Genomic DNA, 15,608 nt, shown 5'->3' with positions numbered 1-15,608 from the left:
CTCTCAGACGCGGTTTCCCCAGCGGGTGGCGATGGCGTCGCGGGCGTTGTGGCCGCGCTTCGGGCCTTCGCCCTCACCGCGGATCTTGGCGAGGTGGCCGGCGGCCTGCGTCCGGTTGAGCTGGGCCTGCGCGATACCGGGGTGCAGCACCATCATGTCCTTGCGGTTCCCGCCCTCGATCATCTGCCCCTCGCGGCGCACCACGGCGTCGAGCTGGGCGGCGCGGGCGAGCATCGGCGCGGCGATGTCGATCAGCGCGAGGTCGGTCGGCTCCAAGTCCAACTCGGTCTCGTACAGCTCGATCAGCGCGGCGCGGATCTTCGCCGGGTCCTTCTCGGTGGGGTCGACGTTCAACGGACCTCCCCGGGGTGGCGTCGGCGGGTTCGGGCGGGCTGCCAGCGGTCCGCGGCGGCCCTCTTGCGGGCTCGGCCGGCGTCGGCCGCGTCCTTGCGCAGGACGTGCCAGTCGCACAGGGCGCGGAGGTTGGCGGGCTCGTCCGAGCCGCCCTCGGAGGCGGGGACGATGTGGTCGCAGTGGCGCGCCGGTTCGGCGCAGGGCTCGCCGGTGTCGTACCGGAGGTGCTGGCACATCCAGCCGTCGCGGTTCATCACCGCGCGGCGAAGCCGGGCCCAGTGCGGAGGCAACGGGGTTGTCCGGCGCGAACTCGCGTGCACGGTGGCCTCCTTGGAGCGCAGGACCCCGCCAGGTGCTCGACCACGACCGGGGAGAGAGGACCGGAAGGGGAGCGTTGCCCTGGCGGGGCTACGACGGAGGCCGGCCGGGTGCCGCTGCAACAGGTGCGCGCACGCGCGTAGCTGCCTCCACATGTATTAAGGCGCCTCGGTTAACGCTGCCGACGCCCGCTGCCTCACCCTACGTGTTCAGTGCGTGGCAATGAGTGCATCATTGCTGGTCACGCTGTGTAGATGATCCAGAAGAAGGGGTCGGCCGGCGTTCGTATCGGATCTGGGCTGCTATGACGCTCCGGGCAATAAAGGAACGCGCGCGGGAGGCACCCCCCGGGTGCCTTGCCGACGGCAACCGAACCGACGTCACGACCGCGCGAAATCCCTTGTCTCGCTTGGGAATTGGCTTCGCTTCGCGCGAGCGCGCGTCTTCAACTCTGGCGAGATCGAGCGCCTTGCTATGTGTGACCCAGCTCACGCAAGCTCGGTTTGACTTGTCCGGTGCTCGGCCCGCAGTGTTGGTCCTGCAAGCGAACGACCGACCGGAACGAGATCACAATCCGTAACCACCGCACCCCCGCCGCCCTGGGCCTGATCATGCTGCTGGCCGGGTCGCCGTGGCAGACGCACAACTGGGGCGGCGGGCTCGCTGCCGCCCTGCTGACCGGCCTTCTGGCCCACTGGGCGGGCAAGGTGCCCGCCCTGGTGCGGCGGGCCGTCCAGGGACCGGCTGTGGCCGCTGTCGAGCCGGAGCCGGTGGCCGTCGCCTCGGTGAGCGCCTACGACCGCGACCGCGCAGAGGTCCGCACCCGCCGCCCCCGTAACCGCCGCAACTCCCGCTGACTGCCCCGCCTCAACCCCCGGAGATTTCCGATGAACCCCCGCCGCATCCTCGCCGTGATCACCCTGACCCTCGCAACCTCCTTCGGCGGGTGGCTGGTCGGCCACGCGAGCGCCGCACCGGCCACGCCCGAATCCGTGCAGGTCCAGCTGTTCAACGACGGGTGGACCGAAGGCATGCACGACGCCTGCGAGCAGGGCAGCGCGTACGCCTGCGACTGGCTTGCCACCACCCGCTGACCTGCCCCGAACCGCACCACCCGCAAGGAACAATCATGAGCACCACCCTGACCGCCGAACTCCTCACCGCCATCGAACGGCACTGCCACCGCTGGGACTTCGTGACCCGCTTGGAGGACGAAGCCGACGCCCACGGATGGGCCAGCCTCGGCATGGTGATGGACGGCACCGGCGGCCTCCTGGAGGACGGGGAAGGCTGGCACCAGCACGAGGCGGAAGCGATCCGCGCACAGTCCAACTGGCAGGCCGCCTGCCGGATCATGGGCGACGCCGCCGGGGAGTGCGGGACGCTGTGGGACACCTGCGGCGACGGGATCGTGTACGACGCCGATTCGTTCCTGGCCGCCGACGCAGCGCGCCGGATCGCCGACAGCCTGGCCGGGTACCCCCTGCTGGACGACGACGACCACACCGAGCGCGAGCGGGCCGCGATGGCCCGGGAGGTCGGCGAGGCGGGCGGACCCCTGCCGCCCGACGTGGACGCCGACGACGTGCTCCGTCAGCTGCCATGCCCCCAACTCGGGGAGATCACCTGCTACATGGTCGAAGACGCCGTGTCCGCCATGGGCTACGTACAGTGCGGCGACTGCGACGAGTGGCTGACTCCCATGGACGCCCGCGACGGTGCGCCCTTGTGCCGCGACTGCGCGCTCGAAGAGTCGTGCCGGGCCGGATCGGGAACCACCGGCAAGCCCCTGAGGGCCGTCCTCAAGCCCTACCTGGACGGCTACGCCGCCCGGCAGGGGGCCGCGTACCGCGAAGACGTCCGCGCCATCGTCCGGGGCTCCGCGCAGGGATACCGCGCCGTGTACGGCCGGGCCGCGTAGGCAACAGGCACCACCCCCTCCAACTCCCGCACCACAGAACGGAAGCACCACCATGACCCGCGCCGACATGATCCGCCTGTCCGGCTACTGGCCCGCCCTGGCCAAGCTCGGCATGGACCACCCCGACCAGGCGGCCGCGATGCTCGACGCCTTCCGCGACATGCGGCGTGACCCTGAATTCGCGCCCGGCCTCGACGTCCTGCTGGACGAGCTGTTCGACGCCCCCGACACCGTCTGACCACCCCCGACCACCACGTCCCGCGCCGACCCGAGAGAGACCCCCGTGAGCCGCACCGCCGAGTACCTGACCGACCTTGCCGAAGACGCCGGAATCGTCGCCGAGCTCGAAGCCCTCACCGCCTACGCCGCCTACGTCGGCAACGCCGAGTACGCCGTAGCCACCTTCGAAGACGCCTACGAAGGCGAGTGGGACGACCTGGAGGACTTCGCCCACGACCGGCTCATGGAGACCGACGACGAATACCGCGCGGCCGTCGAAGGATGCCGAGGCTGGCGTCCCCAACTGGACATGACCGCGTGGCAGTGCGACTACTTCCACGCCAGCAGCGGGCACGTCTTCCGGTCGCTCTGAGCTGTGCGCCCCTGGTGAGGGCCCAGCCCCCCGCCGGGCCCCCCGCCAAGGGTGCACAGACACCAGACCCCACCCCCTCCCGAACCCCTTTGGAGCACAGCCATGCCCGTTGACCTGATCAAGTCCGCCGCCGTCGCCCAGTCCTTCGCCGAAATCGTCGCGGACGTCCCGGACCACGAAGTCACCGCCACCGAAGACGAGTTCGCCTGTGAGAAGTGCGGCGGGACGCTGGAGGCCGCCGCCCCGCTCTGGTTCAACGTCCGCCGGGGCCCCGACGGAACCCCCGTCCTGGACGTGTACGGCGTCGGCGTGGAGGCGTCCACGGTCAGCTGTGCCGACTGCGGCCGGGACGCCGGGGACCACCTGGCCCAGCTGATCACCTACGCCATGTGCCCGTTTGACGCGGCGCTCAAGGGCATGGAGGTCTGAGCCGCTTCGGTGGCGGCCGGAACCCCCGGCCCCCGCCGTGGCCGCTCAGCCACCAGGCCCCGCCCCCGACCCCCGGAGCACCACCGTGACCCCCGCCGCCCGACTGCGCGCACTCCTTACCGCCGCCGCCGACTTCGAGACCGAGTGGGAAACCCGGTTCCACGAAATCCCCTCGTACAACCCCAACGCCGACGGATGGAACGACTTCCACACCGACGATGACGACTGCGAGGAGTTCGACGAGGTCATAGACAGTCGCGCACGCGACGCCTACGCCCTGTTGACCGAGACCGTGACGGCCCTGGAAGCCATCACCCGCGAGCTGGAAGCCGCCGAAGCCACCACCTCCTGACCTCCGCTGACACCAGACCCCACCCCCATCCGAACTGAAGGAACAGCGCCATGCCCACCGCCCGCCTGCAAGCCCTCGTTGACCGCGTCCACCGCAACGAACGCGACTGGGAAGCCCTCTTCTACGAGTGCGTCCCGACCTACGACCCGCACTGCGACGACCAGCCCGCCGAAGACCGGCACATGGGCCGGTACGACGAGATGAACGCCGACCGCGCGCACGACTGCCGGGAACTGCTGCTCACCCTCACCGCCGAACTCGAAGCACTCATCCGTGAGACGGAGGGCGGCCGGTGATCCGCGCCGACGACTTCGCGCTCCTCGCCCACTGGAGCTTCAGCGACCGCATCGGGGCCGACGTCGCCGACTCCGGCGGCACCACCACCGCCCGACTCGCCGAGGCCGGATACCTCACCCCCGGGCACGTGCCCGGCATCTGGCGAGCCACCCGCGCCGGACACGCTGCCCGCGCCGAGTACACCAGGGCCCACCCCGTCGGCGTCCCGGCGTGACCGATCCGGACGGCTTCGAGATCGACCCCGCCAAGCTGGACGAGCTGCGCGCCAGCGTCGCGGCCGTCACCGCCGCGAACACCGCGTTGCGCGAAGAACTCGCGGGCCTCCGGGCCGACCTGGTCAGCCTGCTCGGCCTCCTGAGCCCCTGACACCAGGCCCCGCCCCCGGGCGCCCGAAGGCCCGCCCCGAGGCCGGCATCCGGCGCGCCCCGATGCCGGCCGGGCCCAGGTCCCACCCCCCGACCCACACCACCCGCAGGAGACCGTTGTGCCCCGCTTCGCCGTCTACATCGACAACACCGAGACCTTCCGCTTCGTGGTGGAGGCCGCCGACTACGACGCCGCCGAGGCCGCCGCCGTGGACCTCTTCGAGAGCGACGCCCGCGCCGACGCCTACAGCCACGGCCACGAACCGACCGTCCACGACCCCGAGTTGTTGGACGCGCTCCCGGTCGCCGCGTGACCGCGCGCCGCTGACACCAGGCCCCACCCCCGCCACCCCGAAGGACCAGCGCCACCGTGACCGCCCTCCGTGATGAACTCGCCCCCCTGCGCGCCGAGCTGCTGTCGCTCGCCGAAGAACTCGCCCAGGCCCTCGACCCCACCGTGTGGACTGTCGACCCCCGCCGGATACCCGACTGGCACCCGTGCGTCGAACTCCTCCGCACCGAGGACAGGGCCCGCATCCTGATCCAGCAGGAACGGCTGCGCCCCGGGCGGTGGTGGGTGCACGGCGTCCTGCCCGAGAGCAGTACCTACTTCTACCGGTACGACATCGAGTCCGGGGACATCACCGTCACCCGGGCCAAGACCGGAGCCCAGGTTGCCCGGGACGTGCAGCGGCGGCTGCTGCCCGTGTTGGACGCGGCGGTCGCGGAGATGAGCGCCCGGCAGCACCGGCACCTGACCGACGTCCACGAGGTCGACACCATCGCCCGCCGCTTGAAGCGCGTGCCGCTGACCACCGGCCGGCCGCCTGGCGAGGCGAACCGGCGCAACGGCGAGGACAACGTCCGCACCCTCCGCTGGAACCAGGGGACCGGCACCTCCTGGATGTCGCCGCACGCGGAGGTCAAGGTCAGCCGCGCCCGCTTCAGCGGCATCGAGATCACGTGCTCGCACCTCACCCCCGACATGGCAGAGGCCGTGCTGCGGGCCCTCACCGCCTCGCTGCCCGCCGCCGAAGCCGCGTAGGCACCAGGCCCCACCCCCGGTTGGCACCAGGCCCCACCCCCTCCCGCACCACCGAAGGAACAGCGCCACCGTGAACAGCACCACCCTGACGACCACGCTCCGCCTGCCCCACGAGGACGGGCCCACCGAGACCGTCACCGTGACCACCCCGGCCGGTCGCGGCGCGCAGGCGAAGCACACGAAGGCCGTGCAGCTCGCGCTGGACCTGCCGAGCGCCAGCAGCCCCGGCCGCGCGGTGAAGATCGGCCCCAGCCCCCGCCCCCGGATCAAGCCCAGCAGCACCCGCACGGCAGGCGCGGGCTGGCAGCGCTGGACCGAGCCCGACGGCCGAGTCCGGTACGGCGTCGCCAGCGACACCGACCCCAGTGTCCTCGGGCTGCTCCGCCCGGCCGTCCGCGCGACCCGCGCCCGGTTCCGCGTGGTCGTCCCCGCCGACGGCGGCGAGCCGTTCGCCATCGCCACCGCCCCCGGCTTCGGCTGGTTCCGCGACAAGGACACCGAGATGGTGCCCGCGCTCCTCCAGGACTGCCTGCCCGGCCTGCTCGTCAGCGGCACCGAACTGGCGGCCTGACCCGCCTCGGCACGGTCCGGACCACCGTCCGGACCGTGCCGAGGCCCGGCCAGACCCCAGGCCCCACCCCCGAGCAGCACAGGAAAGAGCGCATGCCCAAGTACATCGTCCCCGTCGACCTCATCACCGTGCACGTTGTCCCGGTCCTCGCCCCCACCCCGGAGGCAGCCCAGGCCGAAGCCGAGCGCATCGTCACGGGCGACTGGGAGACCTGGTACGCCCACACCGAGCCCGTGGTCGTCGGCGACGCCCTCACCGAAGCCGAGTGGGACGCCCAGCAGGAAGCCGACGCCCGGCTCGGCCTCGTGCCGATGGGTATCCCCGGACGCCGGCCGAAGAAGAACATCCCCGTGGCCAAGCCCCGGGCGCCCCGGACCGACCACCACGCCGACGGCTCCGTGTGCCCGCCCGCGCACAAGCACACCAGCAGCGGCAAGCCGCTCACCGAGGGCTGCCCCGGCCGGGCCTACTCCACCGCCACCTGCACCTGCGGCTGGACGACCCGCAACACCGCCAAGGGCTACACCGACGAGACCCGCAGGCGGCACCTGGCGACCGACCACCGCTGAGCCCCCGCTGGCACCAGACCCCACCCCCCGGAGAACCCCGTGCACGCCGCCCCCGAACCGCTGAAGGTCATGGACCTGCCCCGCACCCACACCTTCGGCTACGCCAGCCCCGGCACCCCGCCGCACGTCGCTGTGGTGGACGACCCCGACCGTCGGGCGCTGTGCTCCCCGGACACCCCGCTCGCCTCGGACTGGGCACTCAACGGTGACCCGCTCTGCCCGACCTGCGCCCCGCTCGTCCAGCCGTGACCCCAGACCCCACCCCCACCCCGGAGACACCAGTGCCCCCCGCTACCGCCACCGCCACCCGCTACACCCTGGTCTACCCGAAGGCCCGCCCCGAGCAGCCGCCGATGGCGGTCCGCTTCACTGTGGCCCCCGACGACGCCAAGGGCGCCTGGACCGTCGAGCGCCAGCCCTACGGAGCGGCCGGCCGAATGCTCACCGGAGACCAGCCCCGCCACTACTACGGAGACGAGGCCCAGGCCCGAGCCGAAGCCGCCTACCGAGGGCTTGTCGTCCGCGAAGTCCTCCACGTCGGGCAGCTGCTCGACCTGGAGCTGGAGCCCCGGGACGTCCGCTTCCGGGACGGCCTGCCCACCATCGACGGCATGGACGCCGGCCAGTGGCTCGACGCCCTCGGAACCGGCTGACCGCTCCCGCCGGCACCAGGCCCCACCCTCTGCCCAGGGTGGGGCCGGTGTCGAAGTGCCGGGTGTCGGAGCCCGGTTGGCATTGAGTCTCACCGTAAGAGTGCTGTGTATAGATTTTTTTAAGAGTGTCAATAAAACGACACTAACGACATGGCCCTTACGCCGTACTACCCCCTCCACCCCCAGCGTGACCACAGGCCCCCAGGAGACACCAGTGACCACCCCCGCCCGCGCCCCCTGGATACCCGGAGGCGGCACCGCCCTGGAGTGGGGCCTGCGCAACCCCTGCCCCGTCGGCGTCGGCCCCGGCGGCTACCGGGGCGAGGGCGGGAAGGTGTGGTGCCTGGACTGCGGCGACAAGTACGCCGGGCGCCCGGCCCAGGTCGGCGACGAACACCACCACCGCGACGACGCCCACCACGCCGCCCGCCTCCACGCCGACGACCACGAAGCCGACTTCCGCCGCTTCATCGCCGCCGAACGAACCCGCGAGGCCCGCGAGCAGTCGGGGTGGACGACCAGGGTGTACGGCCTCGTCGCGGCGGCCACCGGGGAGGACTACAGCGGGGTGTGGTGGGACGGCACCGGGTACCGGCTCGTCCCCGCCGGGGCCCGCCTCGGTGCCAAGGGCCGCCGGGTGCGTCGGAAGGTGGTCGAGCTGGCCATCAAGGCCGGGTTCCTCCAGCAGGACGAGCGCGGCGACGTGGTGGCCACCGTCGACGGCCGCACCATGCTCCGCATCTGGCAGCACCACCGCGCCGACCTCGCCGAGCCCTGGCCCGCCCGCCACGAACCCCAGGCCCTACCCCCGCTCCCCGGCGGCCAGGAAGCCGCCCGCCGCCGCGAGGCCACCCGCCAGCGCCTCGCCGAGCTGGAACGCCAGGCCGCCCACAGCCGCGCCGAGTTCCTACGGCGTCGTGAAGAGGCCGATCGGCAGCACCAGGCCGAGCAGGCGGACGAACGCCAGCGCCTCGCCGACGAACGGGCCGAGCGCGAGCGCGCCGACCGAGCCCGCACCGGGGCGGACATCGACCTGACGTGGGCCTCGGTGGGTGCCGGCCGCTGGACCGTCACCGGTGCCGGCCACGACCGCCGCCTGGACGTCGTCCTCAACGACCGCGACTTCGCGGAGGACATGTACGAGATCCGGGAGAACGGCTACTACATCTCCCGCCACCGCTACGAGCACCAGGCCGACGCCGCCGTACGGCAGCTGCTCGCCGACGGCGTCGAGATCGGGCAGCGAACACCAGACCCCACCCCCGCCTCACCCACCCAGCCGGCTGTCGACAGCCCCGCCTGCCGCTGGCACCAGGCCCCACCCCCACCCACCCGAACGGAAGGCACCACCCCTGAGCATTCACCCCGACAACGTCCTGCCCGACGGCCGATGGAATCCGCGGTGCTTCGAACTCGACTACGAGGGCCGCAGAGGCCACTACCGGGTCGTACGGGGCCTCGGCGAACAGATCGGCACCGTGGAGAAACGCGGGGGCGTCTGGCTGCCCAAGGACACCACCGAGGCGTGGGTGGCAGCCGCCGTCGGCCGGAGCGGCTACCTCACCCGCCGAGTCGCAGCCATCGAACTGTCCATCGCCGTCCCGCTCCCACCGCCGGAGGAAGAGGAGAAGTACCGGGTGGGCACAAGCCCCACCCCCTCGTGACCCGGCGACGAGGGCCGGGAACGCCAGGACACCCCCGCCTCCGTCGGAGGCGGGGGTGTCCTGGGCAGACGATATGGAGAAGGGCTTCTACAGACCGAGCCGCGTGCGGATGGCGGCCATGCCGTCAGCCATCGCGATGAACTCCTCTGGGGTGAGTCGAACGCCGAGGATGTCAGGATTCTGGCTGTCACCGACGAAGACCCCCGCAAGCTGTCCGTCCGCACCTGTGATCGGCGCGAACGTTGCGCACGTACCGTTCGCCTGGCTCAGCGGAGATTTGAAGCGCTCCTCGATGGGCGGGACCACGTCGTACAACTTCTGCTTTTCCATGTCACAGTTCCTTGAGTGCGGCGCTGATCAGCCCCACGGAGTCGTCAGGATCCAGCGCATTCCTTACCAGGTAGTCAAACATGCGGCGACGAGCCCGCACTTCCTTGGGGTCCTCGGCGAAGACGACTCCGGTCCCGGTATCGATCGCCGCCACCCCGGGGTCCTTCGGGTTGGGATAGTCCATGATGTTCAGAAAGAGCTGCGTTGCAGCCGCGGCTCCCGCTGAGAACGGCAGGACCCGGAGGCGGACGTTCGGTAGCTGCGCTATCTCCACGATCCGCGCCAACTGCTCACGCATTACCTCTGGGCCGCCTACCTGAGGACGGATCGCAGCCTCGGAGAAGAGAACGTCGATCGACGCCGGCCGCTCGGCCCGGGTAATGATCTCCTGCCGTCTCGCCCTCACCTCATGTTGAACGGCCAGGCGCTCCACCCCGACCTCATGAGCGGCGAACTCGTCGACACCCCTCATGTACTCCAGGGTTTGGAAGGGCCAAGGGATCAGGCTTCCCGTCGCGATGCTGATCTGGGACGCGCTGTCCTCGTATTCGATGAGCTTGACCAGGCTGCGCGGCAGATCCGCGACGTACTCGGCCCACCAAACCGCTTCCGACTCCCTGGCCCCTCTGATCTCGGCCATCAGGTCGATCCTGGTCGCCTGATCCACGCCGTAGAGGTCGAGCATCTTCCGGAGTTGCCCGTCCGTGGGGAGCTGTCCGCCCTTCTCGAACAAGCTGATCATGTCTTGACTCTTGCCGAGGGCCATGCCTACTGCGGCTTGCGTGTGGCGCGGGCGCGCCTCCAGACGAAGCGCCTTCAGCCGCCGGCCGACGTTCGCCATCGTGCGGGATGTCTGCGGCTTCGTCACCAAGCTCTTTGCTCCCTGTACAGCAGAAACGGTCGTGGGACGAGCGTAGCGCGCAGAGCGTCAACCAAGCGCCAGGAGAGTGAACTTTGACGAGTCATCACCGAAGGGTTGCGTACGAGGCTCTCGTACGAGGATTATCAATCCCGCGCCACCCCGCTACGAGCCGTCCGCGGAGTGTAGTGCGTCCGCGATGACGCACGGCTCCCTCCGGCCAACCTGTGGAGGAGCTGTGCACAATCCGTTCGATCACGCCCACCTGAGCACTGTCGTTCGTCTCTTTCGATCGGAATCCTTCGAACCCGACCCCACCTCGGTTCGCGGTGTCCGACAGCTCGTCACCGAGTCGTGCAAGGCCGTCGGGATCGACCCTGGCGACCCGGCACTCGTCGCCTGCGAGCTGGCCACGAACGCGCTCCGGCACGCTGGCACGCCGTACCAGGTGACCTTCGTGTCGCTCTGGAACCGGCTCCCGTGGATCGAAGTGATGGATCGTTCCACGGACCTCCCGAAGCCCCGTCTGGCCGGCATTTACGACACCGGCGGTCGAGGCTTCGGGCTGATCACGGAGCTGACCGCGTCGTGGCATTGGGACCTCAGCCCGGTTGATCACTACAAGATCGTCTGCGCCACTCTCAAGGGGGACTTCGATGAGTCCGGCGGACAGCATGTCCATACAGCCTTACCCGCAGGACAGCTCTCCGCTTCGTCGGGGCCGGATCAGCATCGAAGAACTCGGCCCGTCGCAGCTGGAACGCCTCGGTCAGCCTGACTTCCCCATCCTGCTGACCCTGAGCGGGGTGGCCCTCGACGCCGCCGAGGGCCACCCCTCTCCCTCGATCAAACTCCGGCTCACCCGCAAGACCGTGGTGCGGCTGGAAAACAAGATCCGAACGGTCCTCCGCCCCACGGGCGGGGCCGCGCCTTCGAACCCACAGACCCGCACCGCGCCGCGACGAGGGCCGATCTCCGTCGAGGAGATCCCGCCGACGCAGTTGCAGCTCCTCGATCGTCCGGAGCAGTCGTTCCGGATGACGTTCAGCGGCATCGAGCCGGACCCCTCCGGCGTGTGCCCTCCTCCCGTGATCGAACTTCGGCTCAACCGGTCGATGCTGGAAGACCTGCAAGCCCAGATCCGGGCCGTCCAGCTCGCATCGGTCGTGAACGCCGGCAGGGCCGCGACGGCTCCCCCGTTGGCCCGCCGCACTCGCGGTCGAGCGCTCCGAGAGCACTTCGGCTTCAGCTCCGAGCAGATCGAACAGCTTCACCAGGACCACAGCCACCAGGCGCCGTCGGCCGATCTCATGCAGCGGCTACTCGACGGCTTAAGACGGATGGAGGTGACAACGTGACCGTCGTCGTTGAGCCGCGCCTGCACGTCGAGCTGGAAGAACCGCTCACGCGGTTCACCGCGAAGTACCCCTACACCCCCGAGGCGGCGGCGTTGTCCCGCTGGCTTGTGGACGCCGCCTTGGCCTCCTGGGGGATGTTCGACCTGATCGACCCCGCCGTCCTGGTGGCAAGCGAGCTGGTGACGAACGCCATCCAGACGGGATGCCAGCTCAAGATCGGGTTCCAGGTCGAGCGCCTGGGCGAGTCCACGGTCCGGATCACGGTCAGCGACGGCTCATGCTCGATGCCGGTCTTCGTTGACGCCGGCCTGCCCGCCGGCCCCGACCACGTGCCGTCGCGCGGCCGAGGGCTCGTCATCGTCAACAGCTTGGCGCGCCGCTGGGGAGTCGACTTGTACGCCTGCGGCAAGGACGTGTGGGCCGAACTCCGGCTCAGGCCGCAGTCCCGCGCCCGCTAGTCGGCGGCAATCCAGGCTCCCAACCAACTCAAACTGCCCGCCCTTTCCCTTGAGAAACGAGTATTCAGACATGCACATGGAATGGCTCTGGGAACGCGCGCACCTCACGCACGCCCAGCTGAAGGCGCGCTCCAGGGACGCGCCGGACCTCCTGAACCTGCTGCTGCTCAGCTTGCAGGAGTACATGGGCAACGCGGCGCTGAACATGCTGAAGCTGCGAAAAATGCGGCCCAGCCAGAAGGCCACCGCTACCAGGGACCTCCAGTCGGCCTTGGCCGCGGTGGCGATGACGGCGCTGGCGGCGCTCCTGGAGTGCACCGAGGACGCGCCCGAGGTCTTCCGATCGGAGGTGGGGCCTCGAAACTAGAGCCTCGGGGCGACCCGCGCCGGGCTGCCAACAAATGACAGCCCGGCACTATCTACAACCCTGTTTCATTGCCGAAGCAGGGAGCTTTGCTATGCCCACATACAGAAACTCCGGAATGCAAAATTCCTTATAAATAGTACCGCCAAAAACGCTTTAGTGGATCTCTGGTATCGGCTATGTTAATGCCAGCTTCGAGGGGGCATCCCGCATCGGGGTGATCATCTCGAAGATTTCTTCCGGCGGCCGCCGGAAGGATGCTCGGGAAAGGAGAGTACATGTCCTCGCTCAACATCGCGGCGAGCATCGGAGCCGACCCGGAGGTCAGCGGCGTCTTCGCTGGCTCCCCGGACGTGACCACCCAGGGGAACGCCACCTTCTCCGCCGGGGGTGTCGTCACCGACGGCGACGAGATCGCCGTCAGCCTCGTGGACCAGGCGCCCGAGGACGCCGGCCTGTACGACCTGCTCGGCGTCCGGCGCACGGCCCTGCTGATCGCGGCCTGATCCCGTGGGGACCGTCATCACGGCCGTCGTGCTCACGGTGTGGTTCTTCGTGTCGGCTGCCGGCCAGTTGACGGTTCCGCGGGGAGGTCGGTTGCTGGACCGGTTGAGGCTCTGGGACATCTTCGGAATCATTCCGAATTTCCGCTTCTTTGCGCCTCGACCGGTTCAGCATGACTATCACCTTCTCATGCGGACGTCCGGACCATCCGGCGAATTCGGCCCCTGGCAGCAGGTCGCCGGCCCCCCAGAGCGCCGCTGGTGGCACGTGGCATGGAACCCGGACCGCCGCACCTTCAAAGGCTTATCCGACGTCATGTCCGTCGCGCATCGCTTTGATTTGGAGAGACCCCGCGCCGTGCAGGTTTCCCTGCCGTACCTCGCGATTCTGAACCACGTCACCGCCATTGCGTCGCAAGATCCAGACGGCCGCGAGGTTCAATTCGTCCTGGCGATTTCGCATGGCGTTCTCAGTGACGCGCACCCGGACGTGGTATTCAAATCCGGCCGCCACCGTCTTGGAGAATCTCGGTGATTCCGTCATCCGCCATCCGTATCACGGAGATCATCGCCGGAATCGGCGTACTCATCTCTTCTCTTGAGGTTCTGGCCCGGCCCCGGTCCACCGACGACAGCTCGTGGAACAGCTGGCGCGTCCTACGGCTGCGTCGGCGCTGGACTTCGACGGGGCGCTCGGGAGCCCTGTTCGACGTGCTACTGGGGTACCCCCGCGACCTGATCGGCGTGGCGGTGCGCTCGGTGGCCGCCGCCGTGCTGGTCCTGACTGCCCCCTCCGGGGCTTGGCAAGTCCTACTGCTGTGGTTGGTGACCGTGTCGCTGGCACTGCGGGGCCTGCGGACCCCCTACGGCGGCGAGGGCTCCGACCAGGTTCTCCTACTTGTCTTTGGCGCACTGGCGATGGCGCAGACGTTCGATGCCGAACAGGTAGCCCTGTGGTTCATCGTCGCCGAGGCATGCTTGGCCTACTTCTCGTCGGGGCTCGCGAAGGTTCTCCACTGGGAGTGGCGCGACGGGACCGGCCTTCTCGGTGTGCTCCGCACGCGCTCATGGGGCAACGCCTGGGCGGCCCGTCGGCTGTCCGAGCGGCCTGTTCTGTGCCGCTGGCTGTCGCTGGCTCTGATCAGTGCGGAGACGGCGTTCCCGCTGGTGCTGCTCGCGCCGCCTCCGCTGCTTCCGCTGCTGATCGGGTTGGCCCTAGTCTTCCACCTGCTTGTGGCGGTCGTGATGGGCCTGAACTGCTTCGTCTGGGCGTTCGCCGCCACCTACCCGGCCGTCGCGTACGTCGTCCTGGGAAGCGTCCGGTGACCAGCCGGTCAGCTCAGCCGAGCCAACTCCTCTTCGATCGTGCCCAGCACCCGGTCTTCGACCTCGGGGATGCCGATCTTCGCGATGATGTCGCGGAAGAATCCGCGCAGGACCAGACGCCTGGCTTCGTTCTCGTCAATGCCACGAGACATCAGGTAGAACAGCTGGTCGTCCTCGAATCGGCCGGTCGCGCTTGCGTGGCCGGCACCGACGATTTCACCGGTCTCGATCTCCAGATTCGGGACCGCGTCGGCACGGGCGCCCGGCGACAGCAGGATGTTCCTGTTAGCCACATAGGTGTCGGTACCAGGAGCGGCGGAACGGATGAACGCGTTACCGATCCACACGCTGCGCGAGTCCCGGCCGTGCACGGCGCACTTGTAGTTGACCCTGGACGTGCAGTGCGGTGCGGCGTGGTCGGCGATCGGCCGGTGCTCGATGTGCTGGCCGGCCTTCGAGAACACCAGACCCGACAGCTCCGCGTCCGCTCCAGGCGCGTCGAAGGTCAGCGTGGGGCTGACGCGGACGACCGAGCCACCAAGGCTGACGGTGGTCAGCCTGAGCTTGGCGTGGTGTCCAAGGCTCGTGTGGTGTGCGGAGACATGGACGGCGTCCGCGTTCCACTCGTGGAGGACCACCACCGCCAGGTCTGCGCTTTCGTCGGCAATCAACTCAACGTTGTCCGCGAAGGTCCCCGAGCCCGTGTAGCTCAACACGATGGTGGCCTTGCTGAACTTCCCGGCCCGGATCGTCACATGTCCGTACGCTGCGGTGTCCTCCCCCGGGCCGGTGACTCCGACCAGGACAGGTTCCGTCACGATCGTGTCCGGCGGGACAGTCACCAGGAGTGCGTGGGTGTGGCTGCGCCAGGCTTGAGCGGCGACTCGGTCGGCCGGAGCGATGGCACCGCCGATCCGGCTGTCACCGGACGCGACGACCTGAACAGCCACGCCGCTGTCCGCCTGGCCCGTGGGGCCGGCGTAAAGGCCGTTGTCGCGGTGAACAGCCTTGCCGTCGTGCAGTCCGCGCAAACGGTGCAGCGGGGTGAACCGCCATTCCTCCTCCCGGCCGGCCGGGACTTCAAATGCCTCAAGATCAAGAGAAGTGAAGCGGTGGATCGCGGACAACGCCAGAACGTCGCCACCGCCATGAGCAGCCGCATCGTGTCGTTCGTCGGGGAGCTTCATTCTCGCAGCCTACAGCGAACTGCCCTCCTGCGAGCGCTAGTTGGATCATCTGATCGATGCGCAGTGATCACGCTTCCGGCCCACACGGCACGT

Annotated in this window: 29 protein-coding genes; 23 read left to right on the top strand and 6 right to left on the bottom strand. The window is 69.4% G+C overall.

Annotated elements, in window-relative coordinates:
* Window positions 1-3: 3 nt before the first annotated feature.
* Both ACIQOW_RS32680 and ACIQOW_RS32675 read right to left on the bottom strand, forming a co-directional pair.
* Window positions 4-354, bottom strand: coding sequence for a hypothetical protein (locus tag ACIQOW_RS32680; RefSeq protein WP_401091079.1), 351 nt, complete (start codon window positions 352-354; stop codon window positions 4-6).
* Window positions 351-674: an HNH endonuclease gene (locus ACIQOW_RS32675; RefSeq protein ID WP_401091077.1), complete on the bottom strand. Its 324-nt coding sequence runs from the start codon at window positions 672-674 to the stop codon at window positions 351-353. Before ACIQOW_RS32675 ends, ACIQOW_RS32680 begins: the two co-directional genes overlap by 4 nt.
* Window positions 675-1,187: 513 nt before the next feature.
* Between ACIQOW_RS32675 and ACIQOW_RS32670 the strand changes: the two genes are divergently transcribed.
* The 16 genes from ACIQOW_RS32670 (at window position 1,188) to ACIQOW_RS32595 (ending at window position 7,466) form a co-directional block, all read left to right on the top strand.
* Window positions 1,188-1,529, top strand: a complete 342-nt coding sequence (locus tag ACIQOW_RS32670; protein ID WP_401091075.1) for a hypothetical protein — start codon at window positions 1,188-1,190, stop codon at window positions 1,527-1,529.
* Window positions 1,530-1,559: 30 nt separating this feature from the next.
* Complete coding sequence (locus tag ACIQOW_RS32665) at window positions 1,560-1,766, top strand: hypothetical protein (RefSeq protein WP_401091073.1); 207 nt, start codon at window positions 1,560-1,562, stop codon at window positions 1,764-1,766.
* 35 nt (window positions 1,767-1,801) lie between these two features.
* Window positions 1,802-2,593, top strand: coding sequence for a hypothetical protein (locus tag ACIQOW_RS32660; RefSeq protein ID WP_401091072.1), 792 nt, complete (start codon window positions 1,802-1,804; stop codon window positions 2,591-2,593).
* 52 nt (window positions 2,594-2,645) lie between these two features.
* Complete coding sequence (locus tag ACIQOW_RS32655; protein ID WP_401091070.1) at window positions 2,646-2,831, top strand: hypothetical protein; 186 nt, start codon at window positions 2,646-2,648, stop codon at window positions 2,829-2,831.
* A gap of 45 nt (window positions 2,832-2,876) precedes the next feature.
* Window positions 2,877-3,185, top strand: coding sequence for a hypothetical protein (locus tag ACIQOW_RS32650; RefSeq protein WP_401091068.1), 309 nt, complete (start codon window positions 2,877-2,879; stop codon window positions 3,183-3,185).
* A 102-nt stretch (window positions 3,186-3,287) separates the two neighbouring features.
* A complete protein-coding gene (locus tag ACIQOW_RS32645) occupies window positions 3,288-3,614 on the top strand; it encodes a hypothetical protein (protein ID WP_401091067.1) in 327 nt (108 codons plus the stop codon).
* An 85-nt stretch (window positions 3,615-3,699) separates the two neighbouring features.
* Window positions 3,700-3,966: a hypothetical protein gene (locus ACIQOW_RS32640; RefSeq protein WP_401091065.1), complete on the top strand. Its 267-nt coding sequence runs from the start codon at window positions 3,700-3,702 to the stop codon at window positions 3,964-3,966.
* A 50-nt stretch (window positions 3,967-4,016) separates the two neighbouring features.
* The gene (locus tag ACIQOW_RS32635; RefSeq protein ID WP_401091063.1) at window positions 4,017-4,262 is read left to right on the top strand and encodes a hypothetical protein; all 246 of its coding nucleotides are present in this window, start codon (window positions 4,017-4,019) and stop codon (window positions 4,260-4,262) included.
* Complete coding sequence (locus ACIQOW_RS32630) at window positions 4,259-4,477, top strand: hypothetical protein (RefSeq protein WP_401091061.1); 219 nt, start codon at window positions 4,259-4,261, stop codon at window positions 4,475-4,477. The genes ACIQOW_RS32635 and ACIQOW_RS32630 overlap by 4 nt, the downstream gene beginning before the upstream one ends.
* Window positions 4,474-4,629, top strand: coding sequence for a hypothetical protein (locus ACIQOW_RS32625; protein ID WP_401091059.1), 156 nt, complete (start codon window positions 4,474-4,476; stop codon window positions 4,627-4,629). Before ACIQOW_RS32630 ends, ACIQOW_RS32625 begins: the two co-directional genes overlap by 4 nt.
* 118 nt (window positions 4,630-4,747) lie before the next feature.
* Window positions 4,748-4,942 (top strand): hypothetical protein, encoded by a 195-nt coding sequence (locus ACIQOW_RS32620; RefSeq protein WP_401091058.1) that lies wholly within the window; start codon window positions 4,748-4,750, stop codon window positions 4,940-4,942.
* Between the two features lie 56 nt (window positions 4,943-4,998).
* Entirely contained in the window at window positions 4,999-5,673 is a 675-nt protein-coding gene (locus ACIQOW_RS32615; RefSeq protein ID WP_401091056.1) for a hypothetical protein, read from the top strand.
* Window positions 5,674-5,743: 70 nt separating this feature from the next.
* Complete coding sequence (locus tag ACIQOW_RS32610; protein ID WP_401091054.1) at window positions 5,744-6,244, top strand: hypothetical protein; 501 nt, start codon at window positions 5,744-5,746, stop codon at window positions 6,242-6,244.
* A 92-nt stretch (window positions 6,245-6,336) separates the two neighbouring features.
* Window positions 6,337-6,813 carry a hypothetical protein gene (locus ACIQOW_RS32605; protein ID WP_401091052.1) on the top strand — a complete coding sequence of 159 codons (477 nt, stop codon included), beginning with the start codon at window positions 6,337-6,339 and terminating at the stop codon, window positions 6,811-6,813.
* Window positions 6,814-6,852: 39 nt separating this feature from the next.
* Window positions 6,853-7,062, top strand: coding sequence for a hypothetical protein (locus ACIQOW_RS32600; RefSeq protein WP_401091050.1), 210 nt, complete (start codon window positions 6,853-6,855; stop codon window positions 7,060-7,062).
* A 32-nt stretch (window positions 7,063-7,094) separates the two neighbouring features.
* Window positions 7,095-7,466 (top strand): hypothetical protein, encoded by a 372-nt coding sequence (locus ACIQOW_RS32595; protein ID WP_401091048.1) that lies wholly within the window; start codon window positions 7,095-7,097, stop codon window positions 7,464-7,466.
* A 907-nt stretch (window positions 7,467-8,373) separates the two neighbouring features.
* Here the strand turns inward: ACIQOW_RS32595 and ACIQOW_RS32590 are convergent.
* The gene (locus tag ACIQOW_RS32590) at window positions 8,374-8,553 is read right to left on the bottom strand and encodes a hypothetical protein (protein WP_401091046.1); all 180 of its coding nucleotides are present in this window, start codon (window positions 8,551-8,553) and stop codon (window positions 8,374-8,376) included.
* 391 nt (window positions 8,554-8,944) lie between these two features.
* On the opposite strand from ACIQOW_RS32590, the gene ACIQOW_RS32585 reads away from it, so the two are divergent.
* Complete coding sequence (locus ACIQOW_RS32585; protein WP_401091044.1) at window positions 8,945-9,130, top strand: hypothetical protein; 186 nt, start codon at window positions 8,945-8,947, stop codon at window positions 9,128-9,130.
* 87 nt (window positions 9,131-9,217) lie between these two features.
* On the opposite strand, the gene ACIQOW_RS32580 is transcribed toward ACIQOW_RS32585, so the two are convergent.
* Together ACIQOW_RS32580 and ACIQOW_RS32575 are read right to left on the bottom strand one after the other, a co-directional pair.
* Complete coding sequence (locus ACIQOW_RS32580; RefSeq protein ID WP_401091042.1) at window positions 9,218-9,460, bottom strand: hypothetical protein; 243 nt, start codon at window positions 9,458-9,460, stop codon at window positions 9,218-9,220.
* 1 nt (window position 9,461) lies between these two features.
* A complete protein-coding gene (locus tag ACIQOW_RS32575) occupies window positions 9,462-10,328 on the bottom strand; it encodes a helix-turn-helix domain-containing protein (protein ID WP_401091040.1) in 867 nt (288 codons plus the stop codon).
* 647 nt (window positions 10,329-10,975) lie between these two features.
* On the opposite strand from ACIQOW_RS32575, the gene ACIQOW_RS32570 reads away from it, so the two are divergent.
* The 6 genes from ACIQOW_RS32570 to ACIQOW_RS32545 all read left to right on the top strand — a co-directional run bounded on the left by ACIQOW_RS32570 (window position 10,976) and on the right by ACIQOW_RS32545 (window position 14,328).
* Complete coding sequence (locus ACIQOW_RS32570) at window positions 10,976-11,677, top strand: hypothetical protein (RefSeq protein ID WP_401091039.1); 702 nt, start codon at window positions 10,976-10,978, stop codon at window positions 11,675-11,677.
* Window positions 11,674-12,135: an ATP-binding protein gene (locus ACIQOW_RS32565; RefSeq protein ID WP_401091037.1), complete on the top strand. Its 462-nt coding sequence runs from the start codon at window positions 11,674-11,676 to the stop codon at window positions 12,133-12,135. Before ACIQOW_RS32570 ends, ACIQOW_RS32565 begins: the two co-directional genes overlap by 4 nt.
* A 70-nt stretch (window positions 12,136-12,205) precedes the next feature.
* On the top strand, window positions 12,206-12,502 hold the full coding sequence (locus tag ACIQOW_RS32560) for a hypothetical protein (protein ID WP_401091035.1): 297 nt from the start codon (window positions 12,206-12,208) through the stop codon (window positions 12,500-12,502).
* 275 nt (window positions 12,503-12,777) lie between these two features.
* Complete coding sequence (locus tag ACIQOW_RS32555) at window positions 12,778-13,005, top strand: hypothetical protein (RefSeq protein ID WP_401091033.1); 228 nt, start codon at window positions 12,778-12,780, stop codon at window positions 13,003-13,005.
* A gap of 4 nt (window positions 13,006-13,009) precedes the next feature.
* A complete protein-coding gene (locus tag ACIQOW_RS32550) occupies window positions 13,010-13,537 on the top strand; it encodes a hypothetical protein (protein ID WP_401091031.1) in 528 nt (175 codons plus the stop codon).
* On the top strand, window positions 13,534-14,328 hold the full coding sequence (locus ACIQOW_RS32545; protein ID WP_401091029.1) for a hypothetical protein: 795 nt from the start codon (window positions 13,534-13,536) through the stop codon (window positions 14,326-14,328). Before ACIQOW_RS32550 ends, ACIQOW_RS32545 begins: the two co-directional genes overlap by 4 nt.
* Window positions 14,329-14,336: 8 nt before the next feature.
* On the opposite strand, the gene sufD is transcribed toward ACIQOW_RS32545, so the two are convergent.
* Entirely contained in the window at window positions 14,337-15,515 is a 1,179-nt protein-coding gene (gene sufD, locus ACIQOW_RS32540) for a Fe-S cluster assembly protein SufD (protein ID WP_401091027.1), read from the bottom strand.
* Between the last annotated feature and the right edge of the window lie 93 nt (window positions 15,516-15,608).

The sequence above is a fragment of the Kitasatospora sp. NPDC091335 genome, from assembly GCF_044757205.1.
Taxonomy (GTDB): Bacteria; Actinomycetota; Actinomycetes; order Streptomycetales; family Streptomycetaceae; genus Kitasatospora.
This window is presented reverse-complemented; position numbering and strand designations above follow the sequence as displayed.

Coding starts and splice junctions, on each gene's coding strand:
- ACIQOW_RS32665 (WP_401091073.1), top strand. CDS start 1,560: ATGAACCCCCGCCGCATCCTCGCCGTGATCACCCTGACCCTCGCAACC.
- ACIQOW_RS32660 (WP_401091072.1), top strand. CDS start 1,802: ATGAGCACCACCCTGACCGCCGAACTCCTCACCGCCATCGAACGGCAC.
- ACIQOW_RS32655 (WP_401091070.1), top strand. CDS start 2,646: ATGACCCGCGCCGACATGATCCGCCTGTCCGGCTACTGGCCCGCCCTG.
- ACIQOW_RS32645 (WP_401091067.1), top strand. CDS start 3,288: ATGCCCGTTGACCTGATCAAGTCCGCCGCCGTCGCCCAGTCCTTCGCC.
- ACIQOW_RS32635 (WP_401091063.1), top strand. CDS start 4,017: ATGCCCACCGCCCGCCTGCAAGCCCTCGTTGACCGCGTCCACCGCAAC.
- ACIQOW_RS32605 (WP_401091052.1), top strand. CDS start 6,337: ATGCCCAAGTACATCGTCCCCGTCGACCTCATCACCGTGCACGTTGTC.
- ACIQOW_RS32580 (WP_401091042.1), bottom strand. CDS start 9,460: ATGGAAAAGCAGAAGTTGTACGACGTGGTCCCGCCCATCGAGGAGCGC.
- ACIQOW_RS32570 (WP_401091039.1), top strand. CDS start 10,976: ATGAGTCCGGCGGACAGCATGTCCATACAGCCTTACCCGCAGGACAGC.
- ACIQOW_RS32560 (WP_401091035.1), top strand. CDS start 12,206: ATGCACATGGAATGGCTCTGGGAACGCGCGCACCTCACGCACGCCCAG.
- ACIQOW_RS32555 (WP_401091033.1), top strand. CDS start 12,778: ATGTCCTCGCTCAACATCGCGGCGAGCATCGGAGCCGACCCGGAGGTC.
- sufD (WP_401091027.1), bottom strand. CDS start 15,515: ATGAAGCTCCCCGACGAACGACACGATGCGGCTGCTCATGGCGGTGGC.